General features: G+C 74.6%; 27 protein-coding genes. 15 read left to right on the top strand and 12 right to left on the bottom strand.

The annotated features are described in order from the left end of the window. Positions 1-316 precede the first annotated feature (316 nt). From ACFY0X_RS07055 to ACFY0X_RS07035, 5 genes are all read left to right on the top strand, one after another. Positions 317-2,422, top strand: a complete 2,106-nt coding sequence (locus ACFY0X_RS07055; protein WP_387749937.1) for a DEAD/DEAH box helicase — start codon at positions 317-319, stop codon at positions 2,420-2,422. 400 nt (positions 2,423-2,822) lie between these two features. After that, positions 2,823-3,698, top strand: a complete 876-nt coding sequence (locus tag ACFY0X_RS07050; protein WP_387749934.1) for an alpha/beta fold hydrolase — start codon at positions 2,823-2,825, stop codon at positions 3,696-3,698. Positions 3,699-4,110: 412 nt separating this feature from the next. Beyond that, positions 4,111-4,269, top strand: coding sequence for a hypothetical protein (locus ACFY0X_RS07045; RefSeq protein WP_387750627.1), 159 nt, complete (start codon positions 4,111-4,113; stop codon positions 4,267-4,269). A 306-nt stretch (positions 4,270-4,575) separates the two neighbouring features. Further along, positions 4,576-5,214 carry a DUF6758 family protein gene (locus ACFY0X_RS07040; protein WP_387749931.1) on the top strand — a complete coding sequence of 213 codons (639 nt, stop codon included), beginning with the start codon at positions 4,576-4,578 and terminating at the stop codon, positions 5,212-5,214. 102 nt (positions 5,215-5,316) lie between these two features. Then, a complete protein-coding gene (locus tag ACFY0X_RS07035) occupies positions 5,317-6,177 on the top strand; it encodes a PHP domain-containing protein (protein WP_387749928.1) in 861 nt (286 codons plus the stop codon). 139 nt (positions 6,178-6,316) lie between these two features. On the opposite strand, the gene ACFY0X_RS07030 is transcribed toward ACFY0X_RS07035, so the two are convergent. After that, on the bottom strand, positions 6,317-6,958 hold the full coding sequence (locus ACFY0X_RS07030) for a suppressor of fused domain protein (protein WP_387749925.1): 642 nt from the start codon (positions 6,956-6,958) through the stop codon (positions 6,317-6,319). Between the two features lie 463 nt (positions 6,959-7,421). Between ACFY0X_RS07030 and corA the strand changes: the two genes are divergently transcribed. After that, positions 7,422-8,543: a magnesium/cobalt transporter CorA gene (gene corA / locus ACFY0X_RS07025; protein ID WP_387749922.1), complete on the top strand. Its 1,122-nt coding sequence runs from the start codon at positions 7,422-7,424 to the stop codon at positions 8,541-8,543. Positions 8,544-8,562: 19 nt separating this feature from the next. Here corA and ACFY0X_RS07020 read toward each other — a convergent pair whose 3' ends face one another. Continuing rightward, positions 8,563-9,504, bottom strand: a complete 942-nt coding sequence (locus ACFY0X_RS07020) for a DMT family transporter (protein WP_387749919.1) — start codon at positions 9,502-9,504, stop codon at positions 8,563-8,565. Between the two features lie 182 nt (positions 9,505-9,686). Between ACFY0X_RS07020 and ACFY0X_RS07015 the strand changes: the two genes are divergently transcribed. From ACFY0X_RS07015 to ACFY0X_RS07000, 4 genes are all read left to right on the top strand, one after another. Beyond that, on the top strand, positions 9,687-10,226 hold the full coding sequence (locus ACFY0X_RS07015; RefSeq protein WP_387749916.1) for a hypothetical protein: 540 nt from the start codon (positions 9,687-9,689) through the stop codon (positions 10,224-10,226). Positions 10,227-10,354: 128 nt separating this feature from the next. After that, positions 10,355-11,653: a magnesium transporter MgtE N-terminal domain-containing protein gene (locus ACFY0X_RS07010; RefSeq protein ID WP_387749913.1), complete on the top strand. Its 1,299-nt coding sequence runs from the start codon at positions 10,355-10,357 to the stop codon at positions 11,651-11,653. A 76-nt stretch (positions 11,654-11,729) separates the two neighbouring features. Further along, positions 11,730-12,278 carry a DUF1003 domain-containing protein gene (locus tag ACFY0X_RS07005; RefSeq protein WP_387750587.1) on the top strand — a complete coding sequence of 183 codons (549 nt, stop codon included), beginning with the start codon at positions 11,730-11,732 and terminating at the stop codon, positions 12,276-12,278. A 56-nt stretch (positions 12,279-12,334) separates the two neighbouring features. Continuing rightward, the gene (locus tag ACFY0X_RS07000) at positions 12,335-13,495 is read left to right on the top strand and encodes an Mrp/NBP35 family ATP-binding protein (protein ID WP_387749910.1); all 1,161 of its coding nucleotides are present in this window, start codon (positions 12,335-12,337) and stop codon (positions 13,493-13,495) included. Positions 13,496-13,557: 62 nt separating this feature from the next. On the opposite strand, the gene ACFY0X_RS06995 is transcribed toward ACFY0X_RS07000, so the two are convergent. From ACFY0X_RS06995 to sigE, 4 genes are all read right to left on the bottom strand, one after another. Beyond that, positions 13,558-14,226, bottom strand: a complete 669-nt coding sequence (locus tag ACFY0X_RS06995) for a hypothetical protein (RefSeq protein WP_387749907.1) — start codon at positions 14,224-14,226, stop codon at positions 13,558-13,560. A gap of 232 nt (positions 14,227-14,458) precedes the next feature. Next, positions 14,459-14,893 carry a sec-independent translocase gene (locus tag ACFY0X_RS06990; RefSeq protein ID WP_387749904.1) on the bottom strand — a complete coding sequence of 145 codons (435 nt, stop codon included), beginning with the start codon at positions 14,891-14,893 and terminating at the stop codon, positions 14,459-14,461. A 158-nt stretch (positions 14,894-15,051) separates the two neighbouring features. Beyond that, positions 15,052-16,062, bottom strand: a complete 1,011-nt coding sequence (locus ACFY0X_RS06985) for a zf-HC2 domain-containing protein (protein WP_387749901.1) — start codon at positions 16,060-16,062, stop codon at positions 15,052-15,054. Beyond that, the gene (gene sigE / locus ACFY0X_RS06980) at positions 16,059-16,790 is read right to left on the bottom strand and encodes an RNA polymerase sigma factor SigE (RefSeq protein WP_387750584.1); all 732 of its coding nucleotides are present in this window, start codon (positions 16,788-16,790) and stop codon (positions 16,059-16,061) included. The genes ACFY0X_RS06985 and sigE overlap by 4 nt, the downstream gene beginning before the upstream one ends. A 288-nt stretch (positions 16,791-17,078) precedes the next feature. On the opposite strand from sigE, the gene ACFY0X_RS06975 reads away from it, so the two are divergent. Next, positions 17,079-17,711 carry an O-methyltransferase gene (locus ACFY0X_RS06975; protein WP_045700929.1) on the top strand — a complete coding sequence of 211 codons (633 nt, stop codon included), beginning with the start codon at positions 17,079-17,081 and terminating at the stop codon, positions 17,709-17,711. Positions 17,712-17,844: 133 nt separating this feature from the next. Here the strand turns inward: ACFY0X_RS06975 and ACFY0X_RS06970 are convergent, their stop codons facing one another. Continuing rightward, a complete protein-coding gene (locus ACFY0X_RS06970; protein WP_014137929.1) occupies positions 17,845-18,012 on the bottom strand; it encodes a DUF3117 domain-containing protein in 168 nt (55 codons plus the stop codon). A gap of 297 nt (positions 18,013-18,309) precedes the next feature. Between ACFY0X_RS06970 and ACFY0X_RS06965 the strand changes: the two genes are divergently transcribed. Next, entirely contained in the window at positions 18,310-19,110 is an 801-nt protein-coding gene (locus tag ACFY0X_RS06965; RefSeq protein ID WP_387749898.1) for an enoyl-CoA hydratase-related protein, read from the top strand. Between the two features lie 41 nt (positions 19,111-19,151). Here ACFY0X_RS06965 and ACFY0X_RS06960 read toward each other — a convergent pair whose 3' ends face one another. Both ACFY0X_RS06960 and ACFY0X_RS06955 read right to left on the bottom strand, forming a co-directional pair. Beyond that, entirely contained in the window at positions 19,152-19,742 is a 591-nt protein-coding gene (locus ACFY0X_RS06960; RefSeq protein WP_387749895.1) for a DNA-3-methyladenine glycosylase I, read from the bottom strand. Beyond that, complete coding sequence (locus ACFY0X_RS06955; protein ID WP_387749892.1) at positions 19,739-20,173, bottom strand: DivIVA domain-containing protein; 435 nt, start codon at positions 20,171-20,173, stop codon at positions 19,739-19,741. Before ACFY0X_RS06955 ends, ACFY0X_RS06960 begins: the two co-directional genes overlap by 4 nt. Positions 20,174-20,354: 181 nt before the next feature. Here ACFY0X_RS06955 and folP point away from each other — a divergent pair, with 181 nt between their 5' ends. Then, entirely contained in the window at positions 20,355-21,167 is an 813-nt protein-coding gene (gene folP / locus ACFY0X_RS06950) for a dihydropteroate synthase (protein WP_387750581.1), read from the top strand. A gap of 13 nt (positions 21,168-21,180) precedes the next feature. Here folP and ACFY0X_RS06945 read toward each other — a convergent pair whose 3' ends face one another. Next, positions 21,181-21,990: a TIGR00730 family Rossman fold protein gene (locus ACFY0X_RS06945; protein WP_387749889.1), complete on the bottom strand. Its 810-nt coding sequence runs from the start codon at positions 21,988-21,990 to the stop codon at positions 21,181-21,183. Between the two features lie 111 nt (positions 21,991-22,101). Continuing rightward, the gene (gene dapE, locus ACFY0X_RS06940) at positions 22,102-23,178 is read right to left on the bottom strand and encodes a succinyl-diaminopimelate desuccinylase (protein ID WP_387749886.1); all 1,077 of its coding nucleotides are present in this window, start codon (positions 23,176-23,178) and stop codon (positions 22,102-22,104) included. 204 nt (positions 23,179-23,382) lie between these two features. On the opposite strand from dapE, the gene ACFY0X_RS06935 reads away from it, so the two are divergent. Further along, complete coding sequence (locus tag ACFY0X_RS06935; protein ID WP_387749883.1) at positions 23,383-24,420, top strand: hypothetical protein; 1,038 nt, start codon at positions 23,383-23,385, stop codon at positions 24,418-24,420. A 304-nt stretch (positions 24,421-24,724) separates the two neighbouring features. Then, a complete protein-coding gene (locus tag ACFY0X_RS06930; protein ID WP_387749880.1) occupies positions 24,725-25,531 on the top strand; it encodes a hypothetical protein in 807 nt (268 codons plus the stop codon). An 80-nt stretch (positions 25,532-25,611) separates the two neighbouring features. Here ACFY0X_RS06930 and dapC read toward each other — a convergent pair whose 3' ends face one another. Next, a complete protein-coding gene (dapC, locus tag ACFY0X_RS06925) occupies positions 25,612-26,760 on the bottom strand; it encodes a succinyldiaminopimelate transaminase (RefSeq protein ID WP_387749877.1) in 1,149 nt (382 codons plus the stop codon). Positions 26,761-26,772: the final 12 nt, after the last annotated feature.

Here is a 26,772-nt window from a genome sequence, read left to right as displayed (position 1 = left end):
CCGCGCAGGTCCCTCACGGGAACTCTCCCCGACGCCGCCGGCGACGCGCCCCGCACCAGGGCAGCGCGCACCGGCCGGCCGCAGGGACCGGCGCGGTTGTGCGTCCGCGCAGCTGTATCAGGGCCGCCCAGGCCCGTAGGCAGCCGCGCGGTTGCCCGCCCGCCGCTCGCTCTCGGCCCCTCCACACGGAAGAGGCAGCACCCTGTCCACCACCGCTGAACCCATCAAGACGACCTTCCGGGACCTGGGGATCCTCCCGGAGACCGCCGAGGCACTCGAGGCCGTCGGCATCGTCCACCCCTTCCCCATCCAGGAGATGACCCTCCCGGTCGCGCTGACCGGCCACGACGTCATCGGCCAGGCCAAGACCGGCACCGGCAAGACCCTCGGCTTCGGCCTCCCGCTGATCGAGCGGGTCGTCGTGCGCGCCGACGTGGACGCCGGCCGGGCCACCGAGGAGCAGCTCTCCGAGGCTCCGCAGGCGCTGATCGTCGTCCCGACCCGCGAGCTCTGCACCCAGGTCACCAACGACCTGCAGACCGCCGGCAAGGTCCGCGACGTGCGCGTCCTCGCCGTCTACGGCGGCCGGGCGTACGAGCCGCAGGTGGAGGCGCTCACCAAGGGCGTCGACATCGTGGTCGGCACCCCGGGCCGGCTGCTCGACCTGGCCGGGCAGAAGAAGCTGAACCTGTCCAAGGTCCGCGCGCTGGTCCTGGACGAGGCCGACGAGATGCTCGACCTGGGCTTCCTGCCCGACGTCGAGAAGATCATCACCATGCTGCCCGCCAAGCGGCAGACCCTGCTGTTCTCGGCCACCATGCCGGGCCAGGTCATCAACCTCGCCCGCCGGTACATGAGCCAGCCGACCCACATCCGGGCCACCGCCCCGGACGACACCGGCACGACCGTCGCCAACACCGAGCAGCACATCTTCCGTGCGCACTCGCTGGACAAGGTCGAGATGGTCTCGCGCATTCTGCAGGCCGACGGCCGCGGGCTGGCGATGATCTTCTGCCGCACCAAGCGCACCGCCGCCGACGTCTCCGACCAGCTGACCCAGCGCGGCTTCGCCGCCGGCGCGGTCCACGGCGACCTCGGCCAGGGCGCCCGCGAGCAGGCCCTGCGGGCCTTCCGCAACGGCAAGGTCGACGTGCTGGTCTGCACCGACGTGGCCGCCCGCGGCATCGACGTCGAGGGCGTCACCCACGTCATCAACTACCAGTGCCCCGAGGACGAGAAGACCTACCTGCACCGGATCGGCCGCACCGGCCGGGCCGGCGCCTCGGGCACCGCCGTCACCCTGGTCGACTGGGACGACATCCCGCGCTGGCAGCTGATCAACAAGGCGCTGGACCTGACGTTCAACGACCCGGAGGAGACCTACTCCACCTCGGCGCACCTGTACGAGCTGCTGAAGATCGCGCCGGGCACCAAGGGCGTCCTGCCGCGCTCGGAGCGGACCCGCGCCGGGCTCAACGCGGAGGAGGTCGAGGACCTCGGCGAGACCGGTGGACGCGGCGCCCGTTCGGGCCGCGCCGGCGGTCGCGGTGGGCGCGGCGGCCAGGGCGGCCAGGGCGGCTCCGGCCGTCCGGGCGCCGGTGCCGCGGCAGCCGAGACCGAGGAGCAGAAGCCGCGCCGCACCCGTGAGCGCCGCCGCACCCGTCGGGGCTCGGCGGTCGGCGCCGAGGGCGAGGCCGCTGCCGCCGTGACCGAGGCCGCCGTGGCGGCTCCGGCCGTCGAGGGTGCCGAGGGCGAGGCCGCGCCGCGCCGTCGCCGTCGCCGCTCGCGCGGCGGTGCCGCCGCTGCCGAGGTCGTGGCGGCGGTCGAGGCGGCTCCGGTCGCCGAGGCCGTCGTGGCCGAGGCCGTAAGGGTCGTCGAGGCCGCCGTCGAGGCGGTCGCCCCGGCCGCCGAGGAGGTCGCCGAGGCCCCCGCCCCGGCGAAGAAGGCCACCCGCACCCGGACCCGCAAGCCCAAGGCGGAGACCGCCGAGGCCTCCGCGGCCGCTGCCGTCGAGGCCCCCGCCGAGGCGGTCGCCCCGGCCGCCGAGGAGGTCGCCGAGGCCCCGGCTCCGGCGAAGAAGGCCACCCGCACCCGGACCCGCAAGCCCAAGGCGGAGGCCGCCGAGGCCCCCGCCGAGGCCCCCGCGGCCGCTGCCGAGGAGGCCGCCGAGGCTCCGGCCCCGGCGAAGAAGGCCACCCGGGCCCGCAAGCCGAAGGCCGGGACCGTCGAGGCGGCCGAGGCCACCGAGACCGCCGAGGCCCCCGCCCCGGCCAAGAAGGCCACCCGGGCCCGCAAGCCCAAGGCCGTCGCCGAGACCGCCCCGGAGGCCCCGGCCGCCGAGGCCGCCGAGGTCCCGGCCCCCCGCAAGCGCACCCGCGCCCGCAAGGTCGCCGCGCCCGTGGAGGCCACCCCGGAGAGCTGACCTCCCGGTGTCTCCCCCGAGGGGGCGGGCCAGGCCGCACCGGCCCGGCCCGCCCCCTCGGGCGTTCCACGGCCGACGAGAGGCCCTAGGGTCTGTCTTCAAACTCCCGTCGTTCGCCCGGAGGGCGGGCGGGGCGGCGTTGGGGTGCGTGCATCGCAAGGCGGAGGAGGAAGCCACTGCGGTGGGGGCACCTCCCGGCCGGAGGCTGGGGGCCATTGGCGACCGACGACAACGCGGCGAGGTGCGCTTGTGCCCTGGGGGTACCTCCCGGCCGAAGGCTGGGGGAGCGTCGCCCCGCAGACGCGAGTTTGAAGACAGACCCTAGGCTCGGGTGTGCCGGGCGTCGGGGAGCCGACGGCAGGACCGCGGGTCACCGGTAGGACAGCAGGGAGAGCAGCCCATGAGCACGCCGCCGTTCCTGACGCTGCCGGGATGTGCGCGGGCCGAGCGCGTGGTGACCGCGCGCGGGGAGTTCGCGGCGCTGCGGGCGGAGCCGGCCGGGCCGGTGCGCGGCTCGGCCCTGCTGGTGCCGGGGTTCACCGGCAGCAAGGAGGACTTCATCGCGCTGCTGGAGCCGCTGGCGGCCGCCGGGTACCGGGTGACGGCCGTGGACCAGCGCGGGCAGTACCAGACCGGCGGACCGGACGACCCGGCGGCGTACGGCGTCGGGGCGCTCGGCGCGGACGTCCGGGCGCTCACCGGGGTGCTGGCGGCCGACGGCGTTCCCCTGCACCTGCTGGGGCACTCCTTCGGCGGTCAGGTGGTGCGCGAGGCGGTGCTCGCCGCGGCCGCCGAGGGACCGCTGCCCTGGCGCTCGCTGACCCTGGTGTCCACCGGTCCGGGCGCGATCGACCCGGCCGAGGCGGCCCGCACCGGGCTGCTGCTGGACGCCCTGCGGGGGATGGACCTGGAGCAGATCTGGCAGGTCATGCGGCAGCTGGAGGCGCAGAGCGGTCGGCCGCGGCCGAGCCTGGATCCGGCCGTCGCGGAGTTCCTGCACCGGCGCTGGCTGGCCAACGTGCCGCGGGCGCTGTCCGTCACCGGCGCCCACCTGGTGGCCGCGCCGGACCGGGTGGCGGAGCTGGCCGCCGTCACCGCCGGGCTGCCGCTGCTGGTGCTGTCCGGGGTGCGGGACTACGCCTGGCCGGTCGCGGAGCAGACCGCGATGGCCGAGCGCCTGGGCGCCCGCCGGGTGGTGGTCGCGGACGCCGGCCACTCCCCCAACGCCGAGCAGCCGGCCGCCACGGCCGAGGCGCTGGCCGCGTTCTGGGCCTGACCGCTCCGTACCGCTACGGGCCGGCACCGGTCCGGTTCCACCGGCCGACCGAAAGTGGTCTGTACCACTTCTTCGACTTCGATCGGCTTCAACACAGGACAAAAGTCGTTAGTTACGGTAATCTTTGATTCTGTCCGGGAATCATCGCCGGCCTCCGCTCCGGCGCCGATCCTCCGAAACCCGGACTTCACGGGCGGGCAACCGTCCGGTAGCACCGCCGCCTCACCGTGGTACCCGAGGCCCTGGAACGCACCGCGCGAGCAGGGGGACCCCCTGTCGCAGCGGACCGCCGTACGCGCGACCACGAACCGCCCGATCCGGCCTCACCGCCGGATCCGCACGATCCCCGAAAGGGCTGATACCCACTCAGCCGCGACCGCCCCGCCCCGCGGGGCCAGGAAAGGAGACGCCCATGACGAAGACCATGCGCTTCGAGATCGTCCGACTGGACGACGCCAACGGCTCCGCCACCGACCGCGAGATCGCCGACGCCGCCACTGTGCGCGAGGCCGTCCAGGCCGCCGCCCGCACCGGCGAACGCCTGCTCATCCGTCCGTGCCCGACCGTCTGACCCGGTGCGGCGCTTCCGATCCGGAGTCCTCACCCGCCGCCGATGAGCCGGGAGCGTCCGATCCGGACGTTCCGATACCCGACTGACGCCCCGTCACCGCATTCGCCGATGACGGGGCGTCAGTGCGTCCGGGGCGGTGCCCGGGACGTTTGCCGCCGCCCGTGACGGGACATCCCCCAACGGGAACCGCCCGCGCCGCGCCCACCCCGCGCCGGTCGGGCGCCCGCCACCGACAGGTGCCGCCGAGCCCTCCGTACGGGTGATCGTCCTTGACGCGGCGGTCCGGAGGGAGGAGCGTTGACGGCTATGAGGGGCGAGCCAAGCTGCCCGAGGTGCGCCGGTCGGGTCCGCGCCCCCGGTCTGTTCTCAGACACCTGGCAGTGCGACCGGCACGGAGCCGTGCACCCGATGCAGCCGGTGCTGCCGCCGAGCGTGGAGGCCCTCGGCGTCGCCGTCGCCCGCTCCCAGGTCCCGGTCTGGCTGCCCTGGCCGCTCCCGGTCGGCTGGCTCTACACCGGCATCGCCCACGTCGGCGACGACGTCTCGGGCGCCCGGGCCACCGCCGTCGCCTGCTCCGGGCCGGCCCCGCTCGGCGGCTTCGGCGAACTGGTGCTGGTCGCCGAGGAGCTGGGCGTCGGCCTCGGCGCCCGCTACGCCGGCATGCCCGGGCCGGACCCGGGCGACTCCGTCGGCCTCTACAAGCCCGCCGACGCCAAGCTGATGGCGGCCGGGCGGCCCACCCCGATGTTCCACGTCCCGGACGCCCCGGCCGACCGCGCGGTGTTCGTCGGCGAGGCCCGGGGCCTGTGGCTCTGGGCGGTCGCCTGGCCCGAGCAGTCCGCGCTGGTGATGTACGACGAGCTGGTGCTGACCGACCTGCGCGAGGCCGGCGCCGAACTGGACCTGCTGCCCTGCGGGGCGCTGTCCCCCCGGCTGCTCGGCTGAGGGGCGTCCGGCGGGTCTTCGCCGGGGCGGCCGGGCCCACCGGCCGCCCCTGACCGCTGGCCTATCCTGGGCGGCACCCACGAGCCCCCAGGAGCCCGATCCGTGCGCATCGACCTGCACGCCCACAGCAACGCCTCCGACGGCACCGACACTCCGGCCGAGCTGGTCGCGGCGGCCGTCGCCGCGGACCTCGACGTGGTGGCGCTGACCGACCACGACACCGTGGCCGGCCACGCCGAGGCCGCCGCGGCGGTGCGCGCGCTGCCCGCGGGCAGCCGGCTGACCGTCGTCCCGGGCGCCGAACTGTCCTGCGTGGTGGACGACATCAGCATGCACCTGCTGGCGTACCTGTTCGACCCCGAGGAGCCGGAGTTCGCGCGCGAGCGGGACCTGGTGCGCAACGACCGGTTCCGGCGCGGGCGGGCCGTCGTCGAACGCTGCCGGGAGCTCGGCGCGGAGATCACCTGGGAGCAGGTGCAGCGGATCGCCGGGACCGGCTCGGTCGGGCGGCCGCACATCGCCAGCGCGCTGGTCGAGGCGGGCGTGGTGGCCACCGTCTCGGACGCCTTCACGGCCGACTGGCTGGCCAACGGCGGGCGGGCGGACGTCCGCAAGCACGAGACCGACCCGGTCGCGGCGGTCCGGCTGGTCCGGGCGGCCGGCGGAGTTCCGGTGTTCGCCCACCCCGGCGCGGTCAAGCGCGGCCGGACGGTCTCCGACCAGGTGATCGCCGACCTCGCGGAGGCCGGGCTGGCCGCGCTGGAGGTCGACCACACCGACCACGACGAGGAGACCAGGGCCCGGCTGCGCGGCCTGGCCGGCGAACTCGGCCTGCTGGTCACCGGCTCCAGCGACTACCACGGCAGCCGCAAGACCGTCCGGCTCGGCGAGCACACCACCGACCCGGAGGTGTACGGCGCGCTGCTGGCGCAGGCCACCGGGGCGAAGCCGATCGAGCGCTGAGCCGACGCGGCCCCTGGACCAGGGGATCATGAGTCCCTCGGCCCGGCGACGGTGCCGCTGCCCCTGCCGTGCCCCGGCGCACCGGAGCGCGGAGCGGGCGTACGGACCGTCCCGCGCGCCCGGCCTGACCGGGCGTCGGTCAGTCCAGCCGGACGCCGCGCCGGTCCGGGTCGCGCAGGTCGGCGCCCTGGTCGAGCCAGCGCTCCTGGAGCGCGGCCGCGCCGTGCACCCGCTTCCAGCCCGCCTCGTTGGGCGTCATCGGCAGCAGCGGCAGGAAGCGGACCGGCTCGGCCGGCTCGGCCAGCTCCAGGTCCTCGACCAGGCCGCCCGGTTCGGCCGCGAGCACCGAGGTGAAGGGCGCGCCGTCCCAGAGCGGGGAGCCGAGGTCCAGCGAGCCGCCCGGGGCCACCACCAGGCCCTCGACCTGCGGGGTGGCGGCGAAGGTGGCCAGGGTGCGCAGCACGCTGTCGCGCCCGCCCCGGACGGTGAGCACCAGTTCGACGCGCGGGCCGCGCACCTGGTCGGCGACGGGTGAGGTGGGGTCGGCCATCGGCGCGGCGGACATGCCGAGGGTCGCGTACCGCACCAGGCCCTCGGCGTCCGGGCCGAAGCGCAGCACCTCGATCCGGTCGGCCCCGAGGAAGGTGACCGCGGCGCGGCCGCCCGGTTCGCCGAAGGTGGAGATCAGCCGGGCCTCGACGGCGGCCAGCACCGCCTCCCGGGAGAGCTCCGGGGAGTTGCCGCCGTGGGGGTCGCCGAAGAGCGGGAAGTCGTGCGCCATGCCGGTGAGCGTAACCCCCGAGGATCGGCGGGCCGCGTGCGGGCGGGCCGGAGGCGGCCGCGGGCGGGGTGGGACGGGCGGTGCCCCCGGTCCCGTAAAGGCTTCGGAAACCTCCGGGAAACCCGTCGGCGTCGACGCCCGGTCAGATGTTAGGGTGAGCGACTGGCCACCGGAACCGTTTCGTTCCGGGGCGGCGGCGCGAAGGAGGTGGTTGCGGTGGATACCGGCCGACCATGCAGTACCGGCAGCTCTGCCCGGCCCCGCCTTCCCCGTACCCAGCGCCCCGCAGGCCCAACCGGCTGACTCAGCCGCGGTAGCCCCGGGCATGGGCCCCACGACGGACGGACCGGCCGGGAGAGCACTTTCATTCCCCGTTTCACCGGTGTTCTCCGCCGTCGTACCGCGGCCGAACGTTTTTCCTTCCGCGCCGCCGCGCGACGGTTCCTGCCTCTGGGAGCCTGCCATGTCGATGATCAACAGCCTGCGCGCCGCCGTCCGCACCAACCGCCGCCGCGTCGCGGCCGGCGTCTACGACGTCCTGCCCGAGGACGCCGCCTCGGCGGTCGTGGACTGCGCCGTCTACCAGCACGGCAGGCGCAGGGGCGAGACCTGCAGCCCGCGCGAGGCCGCCCGTCGGGTCAAGGCCGCGCACCAACTCCCCGAGGAGCAGGGCTCGTTCAGCTGGATCGGGCTGCACGAGCCGACCGAGGCGGAGTTCGAGGGGATCGCCCAGCGCTTCGGCCTGCACCCGCTCGCGGTCGAGGACGCGGTGCACGCGCACCAGCGGCCCAAGGTCGAGCGCTACGACGACGTGCTGTTCGCCGTCTTCAAGACCATCCGCTACGTCGAGCACGACCAACTGACGCCCACCAGCGAGGTGGTGGAGACCGGCGAGCTGATGGTCTTCGCCGGTCCGGACTTCGTGATCACCGTCCGGCACGGCGGCCACGGTTCGCTGCAGGAGCTGCGCCACCGGCTGGAGGCCGACGCCGACGAGGCCGGGCTGCTCGCCAAGGGCCCGTCGGCGGTGCTGCACGCGATCGCCGACCACGTCGTGGACAACTACCTGCTGGTCGCCGAGCGGCTCCAGAACGACGTGGACGAGATCGAGTACGGCGTCTTCTCGGCCAAGGGCGGGCGCAGCGCCGACGTCGGCCGGGTCTACCAACTCAAGCGCGAGGTGCTGGAGTTCAAGCGCGCCGTGGTGCCGCTGCTGCGCCCGATGCAGCAGCTGTCCGAGCCGCTCCAGCGGCTGGTCGACCCGGACATCCAGAAGTACTTCCGGGACGTCGCCGACCACCTGGCCCGGGTCGCCGAGCAGGTGCACGGCTTCGACGAGCTGCTGAACTCGCTGCTGCAGGCGAACCTGGCGCAGGTCTCGGTGGCGCAGAACGAGGACATGCGCAAGATCACCGCCTGGGCGGCGATCTTCGCGGTGCCCACCATGATCACCGGCGTCTACGGCATGAACTTCGACTACATGCCGGAGCTGCACCACGAGTACGGCTACCCGACGGTGCTCGGCGCGATCGTGGTGATCTGCTTCGGGATGTACCGGGGCTTCCGCCGCAACGGCTGGCTCTGAGCGCCGGCGCCGCCCGCGGCTACCGGCGCCCGCCGCGGGCGACCAGGACCAGGCCGAGCAGGATCAGCACCACTGCCGGGTAGGCGGCCGCCGGGGGCCACTGGCCCAGCCAGAGGGCGGCGATCAGGGTCGCGCCCGGGGTCTCCAGCAGGATCGCGGTGGAGGTGATCGACGGCCCGAGGCTGCGCACCACGCGGTTGCTCAGCGAGTGGCCGAGCAGCTGGGCGGCGGCCATCAGCAGCACGATCTGCCACCACACCCCGGCCGGCCAGCCGGCCAGCGGCGTCCCGGCGACCAGGCAGATCCCCAGCAGCACCACCGCCGTGGTGGCGTAGCAGACCAGGGTGTACGCGGTGGTGCTGACGGTCCTGCGGACCTCGGCGCCCAGCAGCATGTACCCGGCCGCGGCCAGGCCGGCGGCGAGCGCGAGCGCGTCGCCGAGCAGCGCGCGCGGGGAGAGCGAGAGGTCCACCCCGGTCAGCACCAGCACGCCGGCGAAGGCGACGGTCGTGCCGAGCCAGACCATCCGGGGCGCCCGGACCCCCATCAGCCGCATCAGCAGGATGGTCCACAGCGGGGTGGTGGTGACCAGGGCGGTGGCCGAGGCCACCGAGGTCATCCGCAGGCTGGGCATCCAGAGCGCGAAGTGCACGGCGAGCAGCGCCCCGGCGGCCACCGCGAGCAGCAGCGCCCGCCGGCCGATCCCGCGCAGTTCGGCGCGGTGGCGCAGCAGCGCGTACGGGCCGAGGACGCCGACCGACATGACGTTGCGCCAGAAGGCGATCGCCAGCGCGGGCGCGGCGGTGGCGCTGATCAGCGGGCCGGACAGCGAGATGCCGCCGATCGAGACGGCGAGCAGCAGCAGGTCGAGGGTGGGCAGCGGGTGCGCCGGGGCCGGGCCGGCGGTCGCGGGGGCGGCGGGGGCGGCGGAGGGGGCGGTCGCGGGCCGGGCGGCGGGCACGGCGCTCCTTGCTGGTCGCGGGGGTGGGGCGGTCATGCGGTGGTGGGGCGGTCATACAGGGGTGGGGCGGTCATACGGTAAGGCCCGTGGCGGCGCAATGGAACTGTCGCCCGGAGGCTGAGACGTCCCGCGGGCCCCGGTCGCCCCACCGGACGGGCCCCGGTGGCCGTACGCTGTCCGCCATGGACCGTACGCCCGCCGCCGCGACCGACGACGACTTCCTCGACCAGGCCCTGCTGGAGGAGGCCGCGAAGAAGTCCGGCCTGCTCTGGGTGCGCGCGGACGGCCAGGAGCACGCCCGGCCGCTGTGGCACGCCTGGCACGACGGCGCGGTCGTGGTGGTCGGCGGAGGCGGCGAGCAGCCGCTGCACGGCCTGGAGGCCGGCGCGGGGGCCGTGGTCACCGTCCGCAGCAAGGACAAGGGCGGCCGGCTGACCGGCTGGAGCGCCCGGGTGGTCGAGCTGGCCCCGGACGGCGAGGCCTGGCTGGGCGCCGTCGAGGAGCTCAAGGGCAAGCGGCTGAACGCGCCCGACACCGACGCCATCACCGCCCGCTGGGCCCGCGAGTGCCGGGTGCTGCGACTGGAGCCGGCCGGCCCGCTCACCGAGCGCCCCGGGGCGATGCCGGACGGCTCGCACGCCGCGCAGCCGGTGCCCACCCCGGCCACCACCCGCCACCCGGTCCCGGCCGGGCTGCCCAGACTGCTGTTCAAGCGCCGCTGAAGCTTCACGCCCCGGACTCGTCCGACGGTTACCGTGCCTCCGGGCCGGGCTCCCGCCGCGCGGGTAGCCTTGGCCGCGAGTGCGCCCCCGGCGCGCTACCGGTACGGCGTCGAGGGAGTCGAGGGTTTATGGCAGGGCCAGGCACCCGGGTCTTCATCTCCCACCTGTCCGCCATCGCGGTCTTCGACCCGAACGGCGACCAGGTCGGCCGGGTCCGGGACGTGGTCGTCTCGCTGCGGCTCGGCGGCCGCCCGCCGCGCGTGCTCGGCCTGGTGGTCGAGGTCGTCGGCCGGCGCCGGATCTTCCTGCCGATGACCCGGGTGACCAGCCTGGAGTCCGGCCAGGTGCTCACCACCGGCGTGATCAACCTGCGCCGCTTCGAACAGCGCCCGTCCGAGACCCTGGTGCTCGCCGAGCTGCTGGACCGCACCGTCACCTGGTCCAAGACCGGTGAGGAGGTCACCGTGCTGGACGTCGGCATGGTGCAGAGCCGGCTGCGCGAGTGGGAGATCAGCAAGGTCTTCGTCCAGGTCGGCCGGGCCGGTCGGCTGCGCAAGGGCAAGGGCGAGCGGCTCACCCTGGACTGGCAGGACGTCACCGGCTTCTCGGTGCCCGAGCAGGACCAGGGCGCGGCCAACCTGCTCGCCACCTTCGAGCAGCTGCGCCCCGCCGACCTCGCCAGCGTGCTGCACCACCTGTCCGCCAAGCGCCGCGCCGAGGTGGCCGCCGCCCTCGACGACGAGCGGCTGGCCGACGTCCTGGAGGAGCTGCCCGAGGACGACCAGGTCGAGATCATCGGCAAGCTCCAGGAGGAGCGCGCCGCCGACGTCCTGGAGGCGATGGACCCGGACGACGCCGCCGACCTGCTCTCCGAGCTGCCCGGCGACGAGGCCGAGCGGCTGCTCCAGCTGATGGAGCCGGAGGAGGCCGCGCCGGTGCGCCGCCTGCTGACGTACGAGGAGGACACCGCCGGCGGTCTGATGACCACCGAGCCGATCGTGCTGGAACCGGACGCGACGGTCGCCGAGGCGCTGGCCCGGGTCCGGATCAGCGACCACAAGCCCGCGCTGGCCGCGCAGGTCTTCGTCTGCCGCCCGCCGAACGAGACCCCGACCGGCCGCTACCTGGGCACCGTGCACTTCCAGCGGCTGCTGCGCGAGCCCCCGTACGTCCTGGTCGGCTCGCTGCTGGACGACGACCTGGACCCGCTGCCGCCGGACACCCCGCTGTCGCTGATCACCAGCTACCTGGCGACCTACAACCTGGTCGCCGCGCCGGTCGTGGACGAGGCGGACCACCTGCTCGGTGCGGTGACCGTCGACGACGTGCTCGACCACCTGCTGCCGGACGACTGGCGCGACGCCGCGCTGCACGCCCACGACGAGGAGCAGGACGACGACAGGGAAGGGGTGACCGGTGGACGGTGACCGCAACGGACGGCCGGACGACTCCGCGCGCCGGCGCCTCCAGGGCGAACTGCGCCAGCTGCGTCAGCTGCGCGAGCTGCGCACCCGCGAGGGCGGCCGGGACCGGCGCACGGAGACCGCGCCGATCACCGGCACCGGCCGCGCCCGGCTCGACCAGCCGCGCACCGCGCGGCCCGGCCTGCTCACGCTGCCCTCCTACGACCCGGAGGCCTTCGGCGTCCTGTCCGAGCGGATCGCCCGCTTCCTCGGCACCGGGCGGTTCATCGTCTGGATGACGGTGGTGGTCGTCGTCTGGATAGCGTGGAACACCCTGCTGCCGGCGAGCGCGCGCTTCGACGAGTACCCGTTCATCTTCCTGACCCTGGCGCTGTCCCTGCAGGCCTCGTACGCGGCCCCGCTGATCCTGCTGGCGCAGAACCGCCAGGACAACCGGGACCGGGTCAACATGGAGCAGGACCGCGCCCGCAGCGACCGCAACATCGCCGACACCGAGTACCTGACCCGCGAGGTCGCCGCCCTGCGGCACGGGCTCGGCGAGGTCGCCACCCGTGACTTCATCCGGTCCGAACTCCAGTCGCTGCTCAAGGAGATCGACGAGCGCCGGGACGCCCCCGAGGCGCTGTGACCGGCGGCACGCTACCGACGGGTTAAGGGGATCCGTCGGCGCCGTACCATCAAGGCATGGCCAACGAGACAGAGGTCGCGGCCGGCGTCACGGAGGAGTCCGTACGCCAGGCGCTGGCGACCGTCAACGACCCGGAGATCAACCGCCCGATCACCGAGATCGGCATGGTGAAATCGGTCGGGATCGCCGAGGGCGGCGCGGTGCGCGTCGCGGTCTACCTGACGGTCTCCGGCTGTCCGATGCGCGACACCATCGTCACCCGGGTGCGCGAGGCGGTCGGGAAGGTCCCCGGCGTGACCGGCGTCGAGGTCGAGCTCGACGTGATGAGCGACGAGCAGCGCAAGGAGCTGTCCCAGCTGCTGCGCGGCGGCGCCCCCGAACGGGAGATCCCGTTCGCCAAGCCGGGCACCCTGACCCGGGTCTACGCCGTCGCCTCCGGCAAGGGCGGCGTCGGCAAGTCCTCGGTGACCGTCAACCTGGCGGCCGCGATGGCCGCCGACGGCCTGAAGGTCGCCGTGGTGGACGCCGACATCTACGGCCACAGCGTGCCGCGCATGCTGGGCGTCGAGGGCCGGCCGACCCAGGTCCAGGACATGATCATGCCGCCGCAGGCGAACGGCGTGAAGGTCATCTCGATCGGCATGTTCACCCCGGGCAACGCCCCGGTGGTGTGGCGCGGCCCGATGCTGCACCGCGCGCTCCAGCAGTTCCTCGCCGACGTCTGGTGGGGCGACCTGGACGTGCTGCTGCTGGACCTGCCGCCCGGCACCGGCGACATCGCGATCTCGGTGGCCCAGCTGGTCCCCAACGCGGAGATCCTGATCGTCACCACCCCGCAGATGGCCGCCGCCGAGGTGGCCGAGCGGGCGGGCACCATCGCGGTGCAGACCCACCAGAAGATCGTCGGCGTGATCGAGAACATGTCCGGCATGCCGTGCCCGCACTGCGACGAGATGATCGACGTCTTCGGCACCGGCGGCGGCCAGACCGTCGCGGACGCGCTCACCCGCACCGTCGGCGCGACCGTCCCGGTGCTCGGCTCGATCCCGATCGACGTGCGGCTGCGCGAGGGCGGCGACGACGGCCGCCCGGTCGTGCTCGCCGCGCCCGACTCCCCGGCCGGCGCCGCCCTGCGCGCGGTGGCCGGCAAGCTCGGCGGCCGCCAGCGCGGTCTGTCCGGGATGTCGCTGGGCCTGACGCCCAGGAACAAGTTCTGACGCCGTGACCGACGCGGGGCCGGGGGGGCGACCACCCGGCCCCGCGTCGTACCGCCGCGGCCCTACGGCCGGGTGTAGGCGGCCAGGTCCGGGACGGTGGAGAAGCCGATGCCGTAGGCGCTGACGCCGCGGCCGTAGGCGCCGAGCAGGACGCCGGGGGCCTCGCCGGCCAGCACCCAGCCGTACTCGGACTCGCGGTAGCGGAAGGGCTGCGGCAGGCCGTTGACCGGCAGGCTGAGGGTGGACCAGCCGGGGCCGGCCAGGTCGTCGGCGAGGTCCCAGGCGAGGCTGCTCTGCTGGTCCAGCCAGTCCTGGCGCAGCGACCGGTCCAGCTGACCGGGCCAGGTCCCGGCGAGCAGGCCGGAGCCGGCCAGCCAGGCGGCGGAGGACGCGGAGGTCGCCTCCAGGGTGCCGGTGTTGTCGGCGCTGCGGCGGCTGTCCCGGCGGGCCACGGTGACCACGACGGCGAACTTCCGCACGTCGCGCGGCTCGTACCGCTGGGCCGGCTCCTCGCCGTGGCCGAGCGAGCCGTAGTCGACGCTGCCCGCGGTGCGCGGGCCGGCGCCGGCCTGCACCAGGAAGCGACGGCCGGTCCAGCCCTCGTCCAGCCCGTACCAGGGGAAGTCGGCGGACAGGTAGGGCACCAGCGGGTCCGCCGGGCCGGCCTGTCCGCCGACCACCGGGCCGCCGGCCGTGGCCGTCGCCCCTCCCGCCTGACTCGTCGCGTCCATCCCCGGGCCTCCTCAAACACGCGTTTGCCTGCCGTGGCGCGCTCCCATGGTGGCGTACCGCGGCGCTCCCCGGGGCCGTTCCCGGTCCGCGACGGGCGCGGAGTGACGGACGGCTCAGCGGGAGCAATCAGCACAATAGCGGCGCACACGCCACCGCCCCGCTCAGCCGGGTGGCCGGGCGGGGCGGTGGCGCGGCGCCGGGGCGCCGAACGCGGTACGGATCGGACGCGGATCAGGTGGCGTCGGGGTCGAACGGGGGCCGCTCGCCGGGTGCCAGCGGGGCGCCGGTGGAGGCGGGGGCGGAGTCGGACTTCTCGAAGCTGACGCTGCCGCTGCGGCCGTTGACCGGTGCCGCCGGCTTGTCGTCCAGGACGGAGCGGATGTCCAGCGAGTCCTTCATCTCCTTGAGGCCCAGCGGGTCGTCCTGGCCGCCCATCAGCTGCTTGCGGACGAAGGTCTTGGGGTTGAGGTCCTCGAACTCGAAGTCCTGGAACTCGGGGCCCAGCTCGCTGCGGATGTCCTCCTTCGCGTTGTCGGCGAAGGAGCGGATCTTCTTGATGAAGCCCATGGTGTCCTGGATCAGCTTCGGCAGCTTGTCCGGACCGAAGATGATGATCGCCATGATCACGAGGGTCAGGAGCTCCAGCCCACCTACGTCGCTGAACACCTTTGCTCCCTAGCTCGTCGGACGACGGTTCCTACAGGGTAATGGCCACCGGCGAGTCCCTGGTCCACGCTGGGATGAAGCCGTGGTAAAGACCTGCCGGTGGCCGGAACCGTCCGGAGGGAGGCTGGTCCGCGCGTCCCGGGCCGTCGGGGGCGGCTCTAGCGGATCTGCTGGCGCAGCGCGGCGACGCCCCCGGGGAAGCGCTCCGGGGAGCCCGACGGGGCCGCTTCGCGGGTCGCGGCGACCGGGCGGCCCGGGAAGTCCACCGGGACCTGGGCGTTCATCGGGACGAGGCCGCCGCCGCCCCGGCCGGTGCCGGGACCGGGCGGGCTGACGGTGGTGCCGTGGCGCTCCTCGCCCTGGGTGCTGAACCCGCCGACACCGCCGAGCGTGACCGCGGCGACGGAGAAGGCGCCCGCGGCGGCGAACACCAGTCGGCGCCCGCGCGGGGCGGGGCGCAGGGCGGCCGCGGAGGGCTGCGGACGGGCCGGGACGGCGGGCTCCGGGCGGGCGGTGCGCCGGCCCATCAGCGGCCGCAGCACGGCGCCGCGCCCGAGGGCGCGCGGGTCGACCCCGGGCAGCGGGGCGTCGGCGCCGAGCGCGCCCGCGCCGAAGGAGGCGCCGGCGCCGCGGCCGAAGGAGCCGCCGTCGAGCCGGCTGCCGCCGAGCGTGCCGGCGGCCGCGACCCCGCCGCCGGGCAGGTCGTCGTCGTCATCGCGGCGCCCGCGCCCGGCCGGCCAGTCGCGGCCCGCGGGGGCGTCGTCGGGGAGGTTGCCGACGGCCATCAGCCGGGCCATCAGCGCGGCGGACGGGCCGGGGGTACCGGTGCCGGTCAGCAGGTGCTTGACGGCGCGGCCCTCGTCGGCCTCGGCGAGGCACTGCGGACAGGTCGCCAGGTGCGCCTGGACCCGGTCGCGCGAGTCGTGGCCGAGTTCGCCGTCCAGGAAGGCGGAGAGGCGCTCGCCGAGGTGGTGCTCCTCGGCGGCGGGTGCGGCGGGGCGGACGGGAAGCGCGTGGAGCGCCGTGTCCGCGGGCAGTGCCACCGCGGGCAGCACGGGCTCACCGGGTTCGTCGCTGCCGCGCCGGCCCGGCAGGGCCCAGCCCCGTCGGCTCGGAGGCCGGTCGGACGCGTCCGACCGGTCCGAGCCGGACCGGCTGGTTCCGCTCACGGTCGCCTCCGTCCGCGCCCACCGGGCGCGACCGCGGCCTCGACCGCGCCGACGCCCACCGGCACCGGCTCCTCCGAGCCGCCGCGGCGCTCCCGGCCGGGGGCCGAGCCGGGGGCGCGGTGCTTGAGCGCGGCGCGCAGGTGCGAGCGGCCGCGGTGGATGCGGCTGCGGACGGTGCCGAGCTTGACGCCCAGCGTGGCGGCGATCTCCTCGTAGGACAGGCCCTCGATGTCGCAGAGCACCACGGCGGCGCGGAACTCCGGCGCGAGGGTGTCCAGGGCCTGCTGCACGTCGGCGTCGAAGTGGGTGTCGCTGAAGTGCTGGGCCGGGCTGGGCTCGCGGGAGGCGAGCCGCTCGGCCGCGTCCTCGCCGAGCGCGTCGAAGCGGATGCGCTGGCGGCGGCGGACCATGTCCAGGAAGAGGTTGGTGGTGATCCGGTGCAGCCAGCCCTCGAACGTGCCGGGGGTGTAGGTGGACAGCGAGCGGAACACCCGGACGAAGACCTCCTGGGTGAGGTCCTCGGCGTCGTGCTGGTTGCCCGTCAGGCGGTAGGCGAGCCGGTAGACCCGGGCGCTGTGCGCCTCGACGATCTCCTCCCAGGTGGGCGGAGTCCAGGTCTGCGCGTCGGGACCCTCGGTGAAGGTCGCGAGGGCGGGGGCCTCGGTGGCACCGGCGGCCGGCGTGGCGGCCCCGGGCTGGTCCAGGTCGGAGTGCGCAGGCTGGTTCATCACGGGCTTCGGCGTACGGGCCGACGTGGTGCCGCGGAAGTGCCGCCGCACAGGGACGTCGCCCTCGGCCACACCTCCTCGGTCGGCTCTTCTGCCCAGCAGGGCCACCACCATATCCACCTCACCCGTCAAGCCCGGATAAAAGTGGCCGGGAGGTCTTCCGTACCCGGTCCGACATGACAACGGCCCGCCGCCGTACGCGGTTCCCGGTCGGCCAGTAATCTGTGCCAGGAAATATCGACATCCCTCGGCACCGGGCCGCCGCCCGGGGCTCCGAAAGAGGCAGCCATCAGCGAGTTCGGGCCCGCACGCGCGGCCCTCGCCGACACCTACGTGGGCGAGGACGCCGTGCTGACCTACGCCCGGGCGCAGTCCGCGCGGACCGGGATACGGGCGATCGGGCCGAGCGGCGGGGCCTGCCTGCGCCTGTTGGCGGCCGCGCTGGACGCCAAGGCGGTGGCCGAGATCGGCACCGGCACCGGGGTGTCCGGGGTCTACCTGCTGCGGGGGATGCGGCCGGACGGCGTGCTCACCACGGTGGACTCGGAGCCGGTGCGCCAGCAGCTGGCCCGCGAGGCGTACCAGGCGGCCGGATTCGCGGCCAACCGCTCCCGGTTCATACCGGGCCGGGCGCTGGAGGTGCTGCCCCGGCTCGCCGACGGCCAGTACGACCTGGTGTTCTGCGACGGCGACCCGGCCGAGTCCCGCGAGTACCTGCTGGAGGCGCTGCGGCTGCTGCGGCCCGGCGGGATGGTCTGCTTCGAGGGGGTCTTCCAGGAGGGCCGGCTGGCCGAGCCGGAGCTCCAGGACCCGCAGACCGGAGCGGTCCGGGACCTGGTCCGGGACGTGCGGGAGAGCGACGCCCTGCTGCCGGCGCTGCTGCCGGTGTCGGACGGGCTGCTCTGCGCCGTCAAGCGCTGAACCCGGCGCCCCTCGGGGCCCCGGGCCGCCGGCCCGCGGACCCGGGCCGGGAAAACGTGCGGACCCGGGCCGACATGACGTCGTACCCGGGCCCGGCAGCGCATCTCCAGGAGATGGCGAGCACCTGCTGCGGTCAGCCGCAGGCCTTCTTCAGGGCCTCGCCGAGGGCGTCGGCCTCGTCAGGCGTGAGCTCCACCACAAGGCGTCCGCCGCCTTCGAGCGGAACGCGCATGATGATGCCCCGCCCCTCTTTGGTGACTTCGAGCGGGCCGTCACCCGTCCGCGGCTTCATGGCCGCCATGCTCGTTCCCCTTCCTGCAACCGCTCAGCTACGCACCGGCAGTCCGTCCACCGCCGGTATCGAACGCATTGATCGGAAGCCATTATCCCGCATGCCACGGGCTGATGACCAACATCACTCTCGGTGCAACCACGGCCGGACCGCCCCCAACCGCCGCAATTCACGTGATAAGCCCCGGCGTGGCGGCAGCGCGGACGCCACCGGAAGGTGCGATACCTCACACTCCCCAGCCCCCCGTGTGCTCCGGCATCCTGACACACACGACCGACACCGCCTCGACCCCGGGAGCCCTCACCCATGTCCGATTCCGTGCTGTACGACCTGGACGGCGGCCTCGCCGTCATCACCATCAACCGCCCGGAGGCGATGAACGCCCTCGACGTGGCCACCAAGGTCGCGCTGCGCGACACCGTCGCCGCCGCGGCCGCGGACCCGGCGGTGCGGGCCGTACTGCTGACCGGGGCGGGCGAGCGGGCGTTCTGCGTCGGGCAGGACCTGAACGAGCACCTGGCCATGCTGAAGCGGGCCGAGGAGACCGGCGAGGGCGCGCTGCGGACCGTCGCCGAGCACTACAACCCGCTGGTGCGGGCGCTGGCCGGGATGCGCAAGCCGACCGTCGCCGCGGTCGGCGGGGTGGCGGCCGGCGCCGGCGCCTCGCTCGCCTTCGCCTGCGACTTCCGCGTCCTGTCCGACCGGGCCGGCTTCAACACCGCCTTCGCCGGGATCGGGCTGACCGCCGACTCGGGCGCCTCCTGGACGCTGCCCCGGCTGGTCGGGCACGCCAAGGCGACCGAGCTGCTGATGCTGCCCCGGACGGTGAAGGCCGCCGAGGCGATGGAGCTGGGCCTGGCCACCAAGGTGGTCCCGGCCGAGGAACTCGCCGCCACCGCACGGGTCTTCGCCCGCGAGCTGGCGGAGGGCCCGACCGTCGCCTACGGCGCGATCAAGGAGTCGCTGGCGTACGGCGCCTCCCACTCGCTGGACGAACTCCTCGACAAGGAGGACGAGTTGCAGACCCTGGCGGGCGAGAGCGAGGACCACCGGATCGCGGTGCGCGCCTTCATCGCCAAGGAGAAGCCGAAGTACCTGGGCCGCTAGACCAGTTGACCTGGCATGGCGACCGCCCGGGCCCCGGGCGGTCAGCCCCCGGCGGTGCGGACGTGGCAGTCCGCCAGGTGGTCGTCGACCAGTCCGCAGGCCTGCATCAGGGCGTAGGCGGTGGTCGGGCCGACGAAGCGGAAGCCCGCCTTCTTCAGCGCCTTCGCCAGCGCCGTCGACTCCGGCGTGACGGCCGGCACCTCGCTCAGCGCGCGGGGGGCCGGCCGGCCCGGCTCGGCGGCGAAGCGCCAGATCAGCGCGTCCAGGCCGCCCTCCAGGTCGCGGGCGACCCGGGCGTTGGCGATCGCCGCCTCGATCTTGGCCCGGTTGCGGATGATGCCGGTGTCGGCGAGCAGGCGCTCCCGGTCCGCCTCGCCGAACTCGGCGACCCTGGCGATCTCGAAGCCCGCGAACGCGGCCCGGAAGCCCTCGCGGCGGCGCAGGATGGTCAGCCAGGACAGACCGGACTGGAAGGCCTCCAGGCAGACCCGCTCGAACAGCGCGTCGTCGCCGTGCACCGGCCGGCCCCACTCGGTGTCGTGGTAGACCCGGTAGTCGTCGGTGGAGTCGCCCCAGCCGCAGCGGCGCAGGCCGTCCGCGCCGAGCACCGCGCCCTCGACGGCGTCCGTCACTTCTCCGTCCCCGGCCTGGCGTCCTCCGGGGCCGCGGCCGGCTGGGCGGCGGGCACCGCGGCCGGCTCGACCACCTGGGCGAACTGCTCCAGGCCGGGCAGCGGTTCGGCCGCCGGGTCGGGGGCGCTGGTCGCCTCGACCGCGCCGCGCAGGTGGGCGGCGGCCTCCAGCTCGGCGATCCGCGCGTCCCGGTAGGCGAGTTCGGCGCCGAGGCGGTCCAGGACGTCGTCCACCTCGTCCATCCGGTAGCCGCGCAGCGCCATCGGCAGGCGCAGTTCGTCCACGTCCGCCTTGCCCAGCGGGCGGTCCTGCGGCAGTCGCGCGGAGATCCGGTCCGGTGCCGCCTCCGGCATCGAGCCGCCTCCGCCGAGCGCCACCAGGGCGGCACCGCCGACCACCACGGCCATGGCGACCACGATCACCCAGAACACGAGCTGTCCTCCCGAACTCCCGGCCGGTCCGCTATGTGGTGGCAGGTAACCACACTGATCATGACAGCATGGTCCCTTAGTGAGGCCGGGGGCCATCATCGCACCCGTAGGAGCTGTGGAGGAGACATCGGTGGCACTGCGCCTGGGACCGCGGGAATTCGCCGGCGACGAGCTGGTGATCATGGCGATCGTCAACCGGACGCCGGACTCGTTCTTCGACAAGGGCGCGACCTTCGCCGACGAGGCCGCCTTCGCCGCCGCTGACCGGGCGGTGGCCGAGGGCGCGGCGATCCTGGACATCGGCGGGGTGAAGGCCGGGCCGGGCGACGAGGTCACGGTCGAGGAGGAGCTGCGGCGCACCGTGCCCTTCGTGGCCGAGCTGCGCAGGCGCCACCCCGGGGCGGTGATCAGCGTGGACACCTGGCGGCACGAGGTCGGCGAGGCGGTCTGCGAGGTGGGCGCGGACCTGCTGAACGACGCCTGGGGCGGGGTGGACCCGAAGCTCGCCGAGGTGGCCGCCCGGTACGACGCCGGGCTGGTCTGCACCCACGCGGGCGGCGCCGAGCCCCGTACCCGGCCGCACCGGGTCGGGTACGAGGACGTGATGGCGGACATCCTGCGGGTGACGGTGGGCCTGGCCGAGCGCGCGGTGGAGCTGGGCGTGCGGCGGGACGCGGTCGTGATCGACCCGGGGCACGACTTCGGCAAGAACACCCGGCACTCGCTGGAGGCCACCCGGCGGCTGCCGGAGATGACCGCGACCGGCTTCCCGGTGCTGGTCTCGCTCTCCAACAAGGACTTCGTCGGCGAGACCCTGGACCGGCCGGTGAACGAGCGGCTGCTCGGCACCCTGGCCACCACCGCGGTCTCGGCCTGGCTGGGTGCCCAGGTCTACCGGGTGCACCAGGTCGCGGAGACCCGCCAGGTGCTGGACATGGTCGCCTCGATCCGGGGCACCCGCCCCCCGGCGGTCGCCCGCCGGGGGCTGGCGTGACGAGCGCCCGGCCCTAGATCTCGCCGGCGGGCCGGCGGGCGTCGGCGAGGATCTTCATGACCTCGTCGATCTCGTCGGTGATGTGGAACAGCTCCAGGTCGTGCGGGGCCGCCTTGCCCTGCTCGACCAGGGTGTTCTTCAGCCACTCGTAGAGCCCGCCCCAGTAGGCGCTGCCGTAGAGGATCACCGGGAAGCGGGTGACCTTCTTCGTCTGGACCAGGGTGAGCGCCTCGAACAGCTCGTCCAGCGTGCCGAGGCCGCCGGGCAGGACCACGAAGCCCTGCGCGTACTTCACGAACATCGTCTTGCGGACGAAGAAGTAGCGGAAGTTCAGTCCGAGGTCGACGAACTCGTTGAGGCCCTGTTCGAAGGGCAGCTCGATGCCGAGCCCGACGCTGAGGCCGCCGGCCTCGGAGGCGCCGCGGTTGGCGGCCTCCATCGCGCCCGGGCCGCCGCCGGTGATCACCGCGTAGCCGGCCTCGGCGAGGGCCCGGCCGATGGCCACGCCCGACTGGTACTCGGGTGAGTCGGCCGGGGTCCGGGCGGAGCCGAAGACGCTGATGGCGGGCGGGAGTTCGGCGAGGGCGCCGAAGCCCTCGACGAACTCCGAGGTGATCCGCAGCACCCGCCACGGGTCGGTGTGCAGCCAGTCGGTGGGACCGGTGGTGTCCAGCAGGCGCTGGTCGGTGGTGCTGGTACCGACCTGGTCCCGGCGCACCAGCACCGGGCCCTGCTGCTTCTCGGGCCAGGCCTTCTTCTTCCGCGGCACCCCGACCTGCTCGGGACCGTGACCGTAGTGCTTCTCGTCTCCTGTGCCTGTCATGACGAAACCCTACGCCCGCCCTCCCCCGTTTTCAGGCAACGGGGGAAGGTCGGTTGAGCAACCGGAAGGTGGCGTTCGGCCGTTGATCGGACGATCGGCCCGGTGCCCGGCTCAGCTGCTCAGCCAGGCGCGCAGCCGCTCCTCGACCTCGGCGATGGCGCTCAGCGAGCAGTGCTCCTCGCGCTTGTGCGCCAGGTTCGGGTCGCCGGGGCCGTAGTTGACCGCCGGCACGCCGAGCGCGCTGAACCGGGCGACGTCGGTCCAGCCGAACTTCGCCCGGGCCTGGCCGCCGGTGGCCGCCAGGAAGGCCTGGGCGGCCGGCTGGGCGAGCCCGGGCAGGGCGCCGGCGGCGAAGTCGGTGACGGTCAGCTCGAAGCCGTCGAAGACCTCGCGCACGTGCTTCTCCGCGTCCGCCTCGCTGCGGTCCGGCGCGTAGCGGAAGTTGACGGTGACGACGCACTCGTCCGGGATCACGTTGCCGGCCACGCCGCCGTCGATCCGGACCGCGTTCAGGCCCTCGCGGTACTCCAGGCCGTCGATCTCCACCCGGCGCGGCCGGTAGTCCGCGAGCCGGGTGAGCACCTCGGCGGCGTGGTGGATGGCGTTGTCGCCGAGCCAGCTGCGGGCCGAGTGGGCGCGCACGCCGGTGAGCCGCACCTGCGCCCGCAGGGTGCCCTGGCAGCCGCCCTCGACCATGCCGCCGCTGGGCTCCATCAGCACCGCGAAGTCGCCGGCCAGCCACTCCGGGCGGTCCTTGGCGAGGTGGCCCAGGCCGTTGCGGTGGGCCTCCACCTCCTCGCAGTCGTAGAACACGAAGGTGAGGTCGCGGTTGGGCTCCGGGAGCGTGGCGGCGAGGCGCAGTTGCACGGCGACGCCGGACTTCATGTCCGAGGTGCCGCAGCCGTAGAGCAGGTCGCCCTCGACGTACGAGGGGAGGTTGTCGGCGATCGGCACGGTGTCCAGGTGGCCGGCCAGGACGACGCGCTCGGACCGGCCCAGGTTCGTCCGGGCGACCACGTTGTTGCCGTGGCGGTCCACGGTGAGGTGCGGGTAGCCGCGCAGCGCGGCCTCGACGGCGTCGGCGAGCGCCTGCTCGTCGCCGCTCACCGAGGGGAAGTCGACGAGCCGGGCGGTCAGCGTCCCGCCGTCGAGAGTGAGGTCCAGGGGCGTCGGGTTCGGGCTGCTCATGGGGCCAGCCTAGTGCGCGGCCGGGTCCCTCCGGCGGCTCCGCCCGGTGACACGGACCGGACCGCCGACCGGGGCGCGGGAAGGCGCGCGGACGGACATCGGCAACCGGGGGGCGCCGCACATCCGTCCGAGTGGGTACGGTGTCGCATTCAGGGAGCAGGCGCGAGAGGGGCGACGGTGGCCAGGAGAAGGAGCAGCGAGGAGTTGGGCGACGAAGAGGAGCCCACTCGCCGCCGCGGGCCGCTGCGCGCCCTGCTGATGGTGATCGTCGGGCTGCTCGGCCTGGCCCTGGTCGCCGGTCTGGCCGTGGTAGGGATCTGGTGGTTCGGCTTCAAGCCGGGCGCGTCCGAGGAGTGCTCGGTGAAGACCGCCGCCGGCAACGGCACGCTGGAGCTGCCGCAGGCCGCCAACGCCGCGACGATCGCCGCCGTGGCGCGCTCGCGCGGGCTGCCGGACCGGGCGACCACGATCTCGCTGGCGACCGCCATGCAGGAGTCCAAGCTGCGCAACCTGGCCGGCGGCGACCGGGACTCGATCGGCCTCTTCCAGCAGCGGCCGTCGATGGGCTGGGGCACCCCGGCGCAGATCTCGGACCCGGTGTACGCGACCAACAAGTTCCTGGACGGCCTGGTCAAGGTCCCCGGCTACACCCGGATGCCGCTGACCGACGCCGCGCAGACGGTGCAGAAGAGCGGCTACCCGCAGGCCTACGCCAAGCACGAGACCAAGGCGACGCTGCTCACCACGGCGCTGGCCGGCCGGGAGCCCGCCTCGTTCACCTGCGTGGTGCACGACTACGCCAAGCCGGACCCGGCGGACTCCGCCTCCGCCTCCGCCGCCCCGGGCGCCACCGCGACCCCGGCCGCGGCGCCGGACCGGGCCCAGGTGCTGTCCGACCGGGTACGCCGGGAGTTCGGCCGCACGGTGACCCCGGCGACCGGCTACGCCTCGACCATCAAGGGCGCCGAGAACGCCGTCTCGCTGACCCCGGACCCGGCCACCGCCGCGCTGACCTCCTCCTCGGAGGCGGGGGCGGACGGCGGGGTGGGCGCCGAGCGGGCGAGCGGCTGGGAGGTCGCCCACTGGGCCGTCGCCCAGGCCCAGCAGCTGGGCATCGCGACGGTCGCCTACGACGGGAAGATCTGGCGCAAGTCCAAGTCCGAGGACGGCTGGCAGACCCAGACCTCGGGGACCTCGACCAAGCTCGTCCAGGTCACTCTGGCCCCGGCCGACAAGAGCTGACGCACTGGTGTTCGGGTTGCCGCCGATCGGGTGATTCCGGTCAACCTCGGTGGACCGGCCCCCCGTTCCGGCGAACCGGGGTGGAGAACCGTCACTCCCCTTGGCCGGGGCCGGTTCGACGGCGTCCGACCGGGCCCGGCGGGCGACCCTGCTGCGGTCGTACGATCCGATGGTCGGTCAGGAAGCTTCCTTGCACCGGCCGAAACCTTCTGGCTTCTCAAGCGGTAACAACGTCGTCCGCCCGGTCGTCCACTCCCGGTCCCCAGGGCGGACGGGACTGACCCAGACCCCTTCGAGGAGCCCCATGTCTCACCCCCTCACGCGCCGGATCGCCCAGGCCGCGCTCATCGTGGCCGCCGGAGCGACCCCGCTGGTCGCGGCCGGTTCCGCGTCCGCCCTGGGCGGGGACGCCCTGCTGCCCAAGAGCGACCTCGCGGCACCGCTGGGCCAGCTGACCAACAACGACACCGGTTCCACCCTCCAGCACACCACCCACCAGCTCGGCCAGGCCGCCGGCACCACCGGCGCGGCCACCGTCGCCGCGGGCGTACCGGCCTCCGCCGACGCCGCGGGCAACATCGTCGCCCAGCAGCTTCCCGAGGCGAACGAGAAGGCCGGCTCACTGACCGCTCCGGTCGACCAGACCGCCGCGACCGCGGGCCAGCTCTCCTCGGTCACCCCGAAGGTCGCCTCGGCCCTGGCCGGCAAGCTCGGCGAGGCCGTCACCGGCAAGAGCGCGGACACCCGCAGTGCCACCGCCGACACCGGCCCGCTCGGCGGGCTCACCCAGACCGGCTCGGTCACCCAGGCCGTGCCGGGCGCCGAGACGCTCACCGGCGCCGTCCCCGGCGGCACCGCCGTCGCCGACGCCCTGCCGGTGGGCGCGGTGCAGCGGGCGCTGCCGCTCGGCTCGGTCGAGCGCGCCCTGCCGGCCGACCTGCCCGCCACCGACGTGCTCGGCCTGGCCGAGCACGGGTCGGCCAACCGCCTCGGCGGTGCCGACCTCGGCTCGAACAGCCCGCTGTCCGGCCTCACCGGCGCGCTCGGCCCGCTGGGCGGCCTGCTGGGCGGCCTCAACGGCGGCAACCTCGGCGGCGGCCTGCCGCTGTAACCCCCGCCTCCCCGGAGAAGCCCGAAGGGGGCCGGTGTCCGTGACACCGGCCCCCTTCGCCGTACGCTCCCCGGGTACGGTCAGAGCGCCGCGCCCAGCCGCTCGACGGCCGCGGCGACCCGCTCGTCGGTCGCCGTGAACGCGACCCGCACGAAGCGGTCGCCGGCCGGCCCGTAGAAGTCGCCCGGCGCCACCAGGATGCCCAGGTCGGCCAGTTCGGCCACGGTCTCCCAGCACGGACGGTCCTGCGTCGCCCACAGGTAGAGGCTGGCCTCGGAGTGCTCGATCCGGAAGCCGTACGCCTCCAGCGCCGCCCGCAGCGCCGAGCGCCGGGCCGCGTACCGCTCGCGCTGCTCGGTCACGTGCGCGTCGTCCGCGAGCGCGGCGACCGTGGCCGCCTGCACCGGCGCCGGCACGATCATGCCGCCGTGCTTGCGCACCTCCAGCAGCTCCCCGACCACCACCGGATCGCCCGCCACGAAGGAGGCGCGGTAGCCGGCCAGGTTGGAGCGCTTGGAGAGCGAGTGGACGGCCAGCAGGCCCTCGTGGCCGTCGCCGCAGACCTCCGGGGCCAGGACCGACACCGGATCGGCCTCCCAGCCCAGCTCCAGGTAGCACTCGTCGCTGACCAGCAGCGCCCGGTGCTCCCGGGCCCACTCGACGGCGCGGCGCAGCTCGTCCGCGCCCAGCACCCGGCCGGTCGGGTTGGACGGCGAGTTCACCCAGAGCAGGCGCACCCGGGAACCGTCCAGCTCGTCCACCGAGTCGTACTCGACCGGCTCCGCGCCGCACAGCCGGGCGCCCACCTCGTAGGTCGGGTAGGCCAGCCGCGGGTAGGCGACCTGGTCGCCGGGGCCGAGGCCGAGCTGGGTCGGCAGCCAGGCCACCAGCTCCTTGGAGCCGACGGTCGGCAGCACGGCCTGCGGGCCGATCCGCGCGCCGAGCCGGCGGTGCAGCCAGCCGGCGATCGCCTCGCGCAGCTCCAGCGGGCCCCAGACGGTCGGGTAGCCCGGGGTGTCGGTGTGCGCGGCCAGCGCCTTCTGGACCACCTCGGGGACCGGGTCCACCGGGGTGCCGACGGAGAAGTCGCAGAGCCCGCCCGAATGGGCCAGGGCGGTCCTCTTGTACGGCTCCAGCTTGTCCCAGGGGAAGACCGGGAGCTTGTCCGAAACGCGGCGCGCCGCCCCCGGGTGGCCCGGGAACGGCGCGCGCGTGCTGTTGGTGCTCACAGCTGAATTGCC

It is taken from the genome of Kitasatospora sp. NPDC001547 (assembly GCF_042894165.1).
GTDB lineage: Bacteria > Actinomycetota > Actinomycetes > Streptomycetales > Streptomycetaceae > Kitasatospora.
This window is presented reverse-complemented; position numbering and strand designations above follow the sequence as displayed.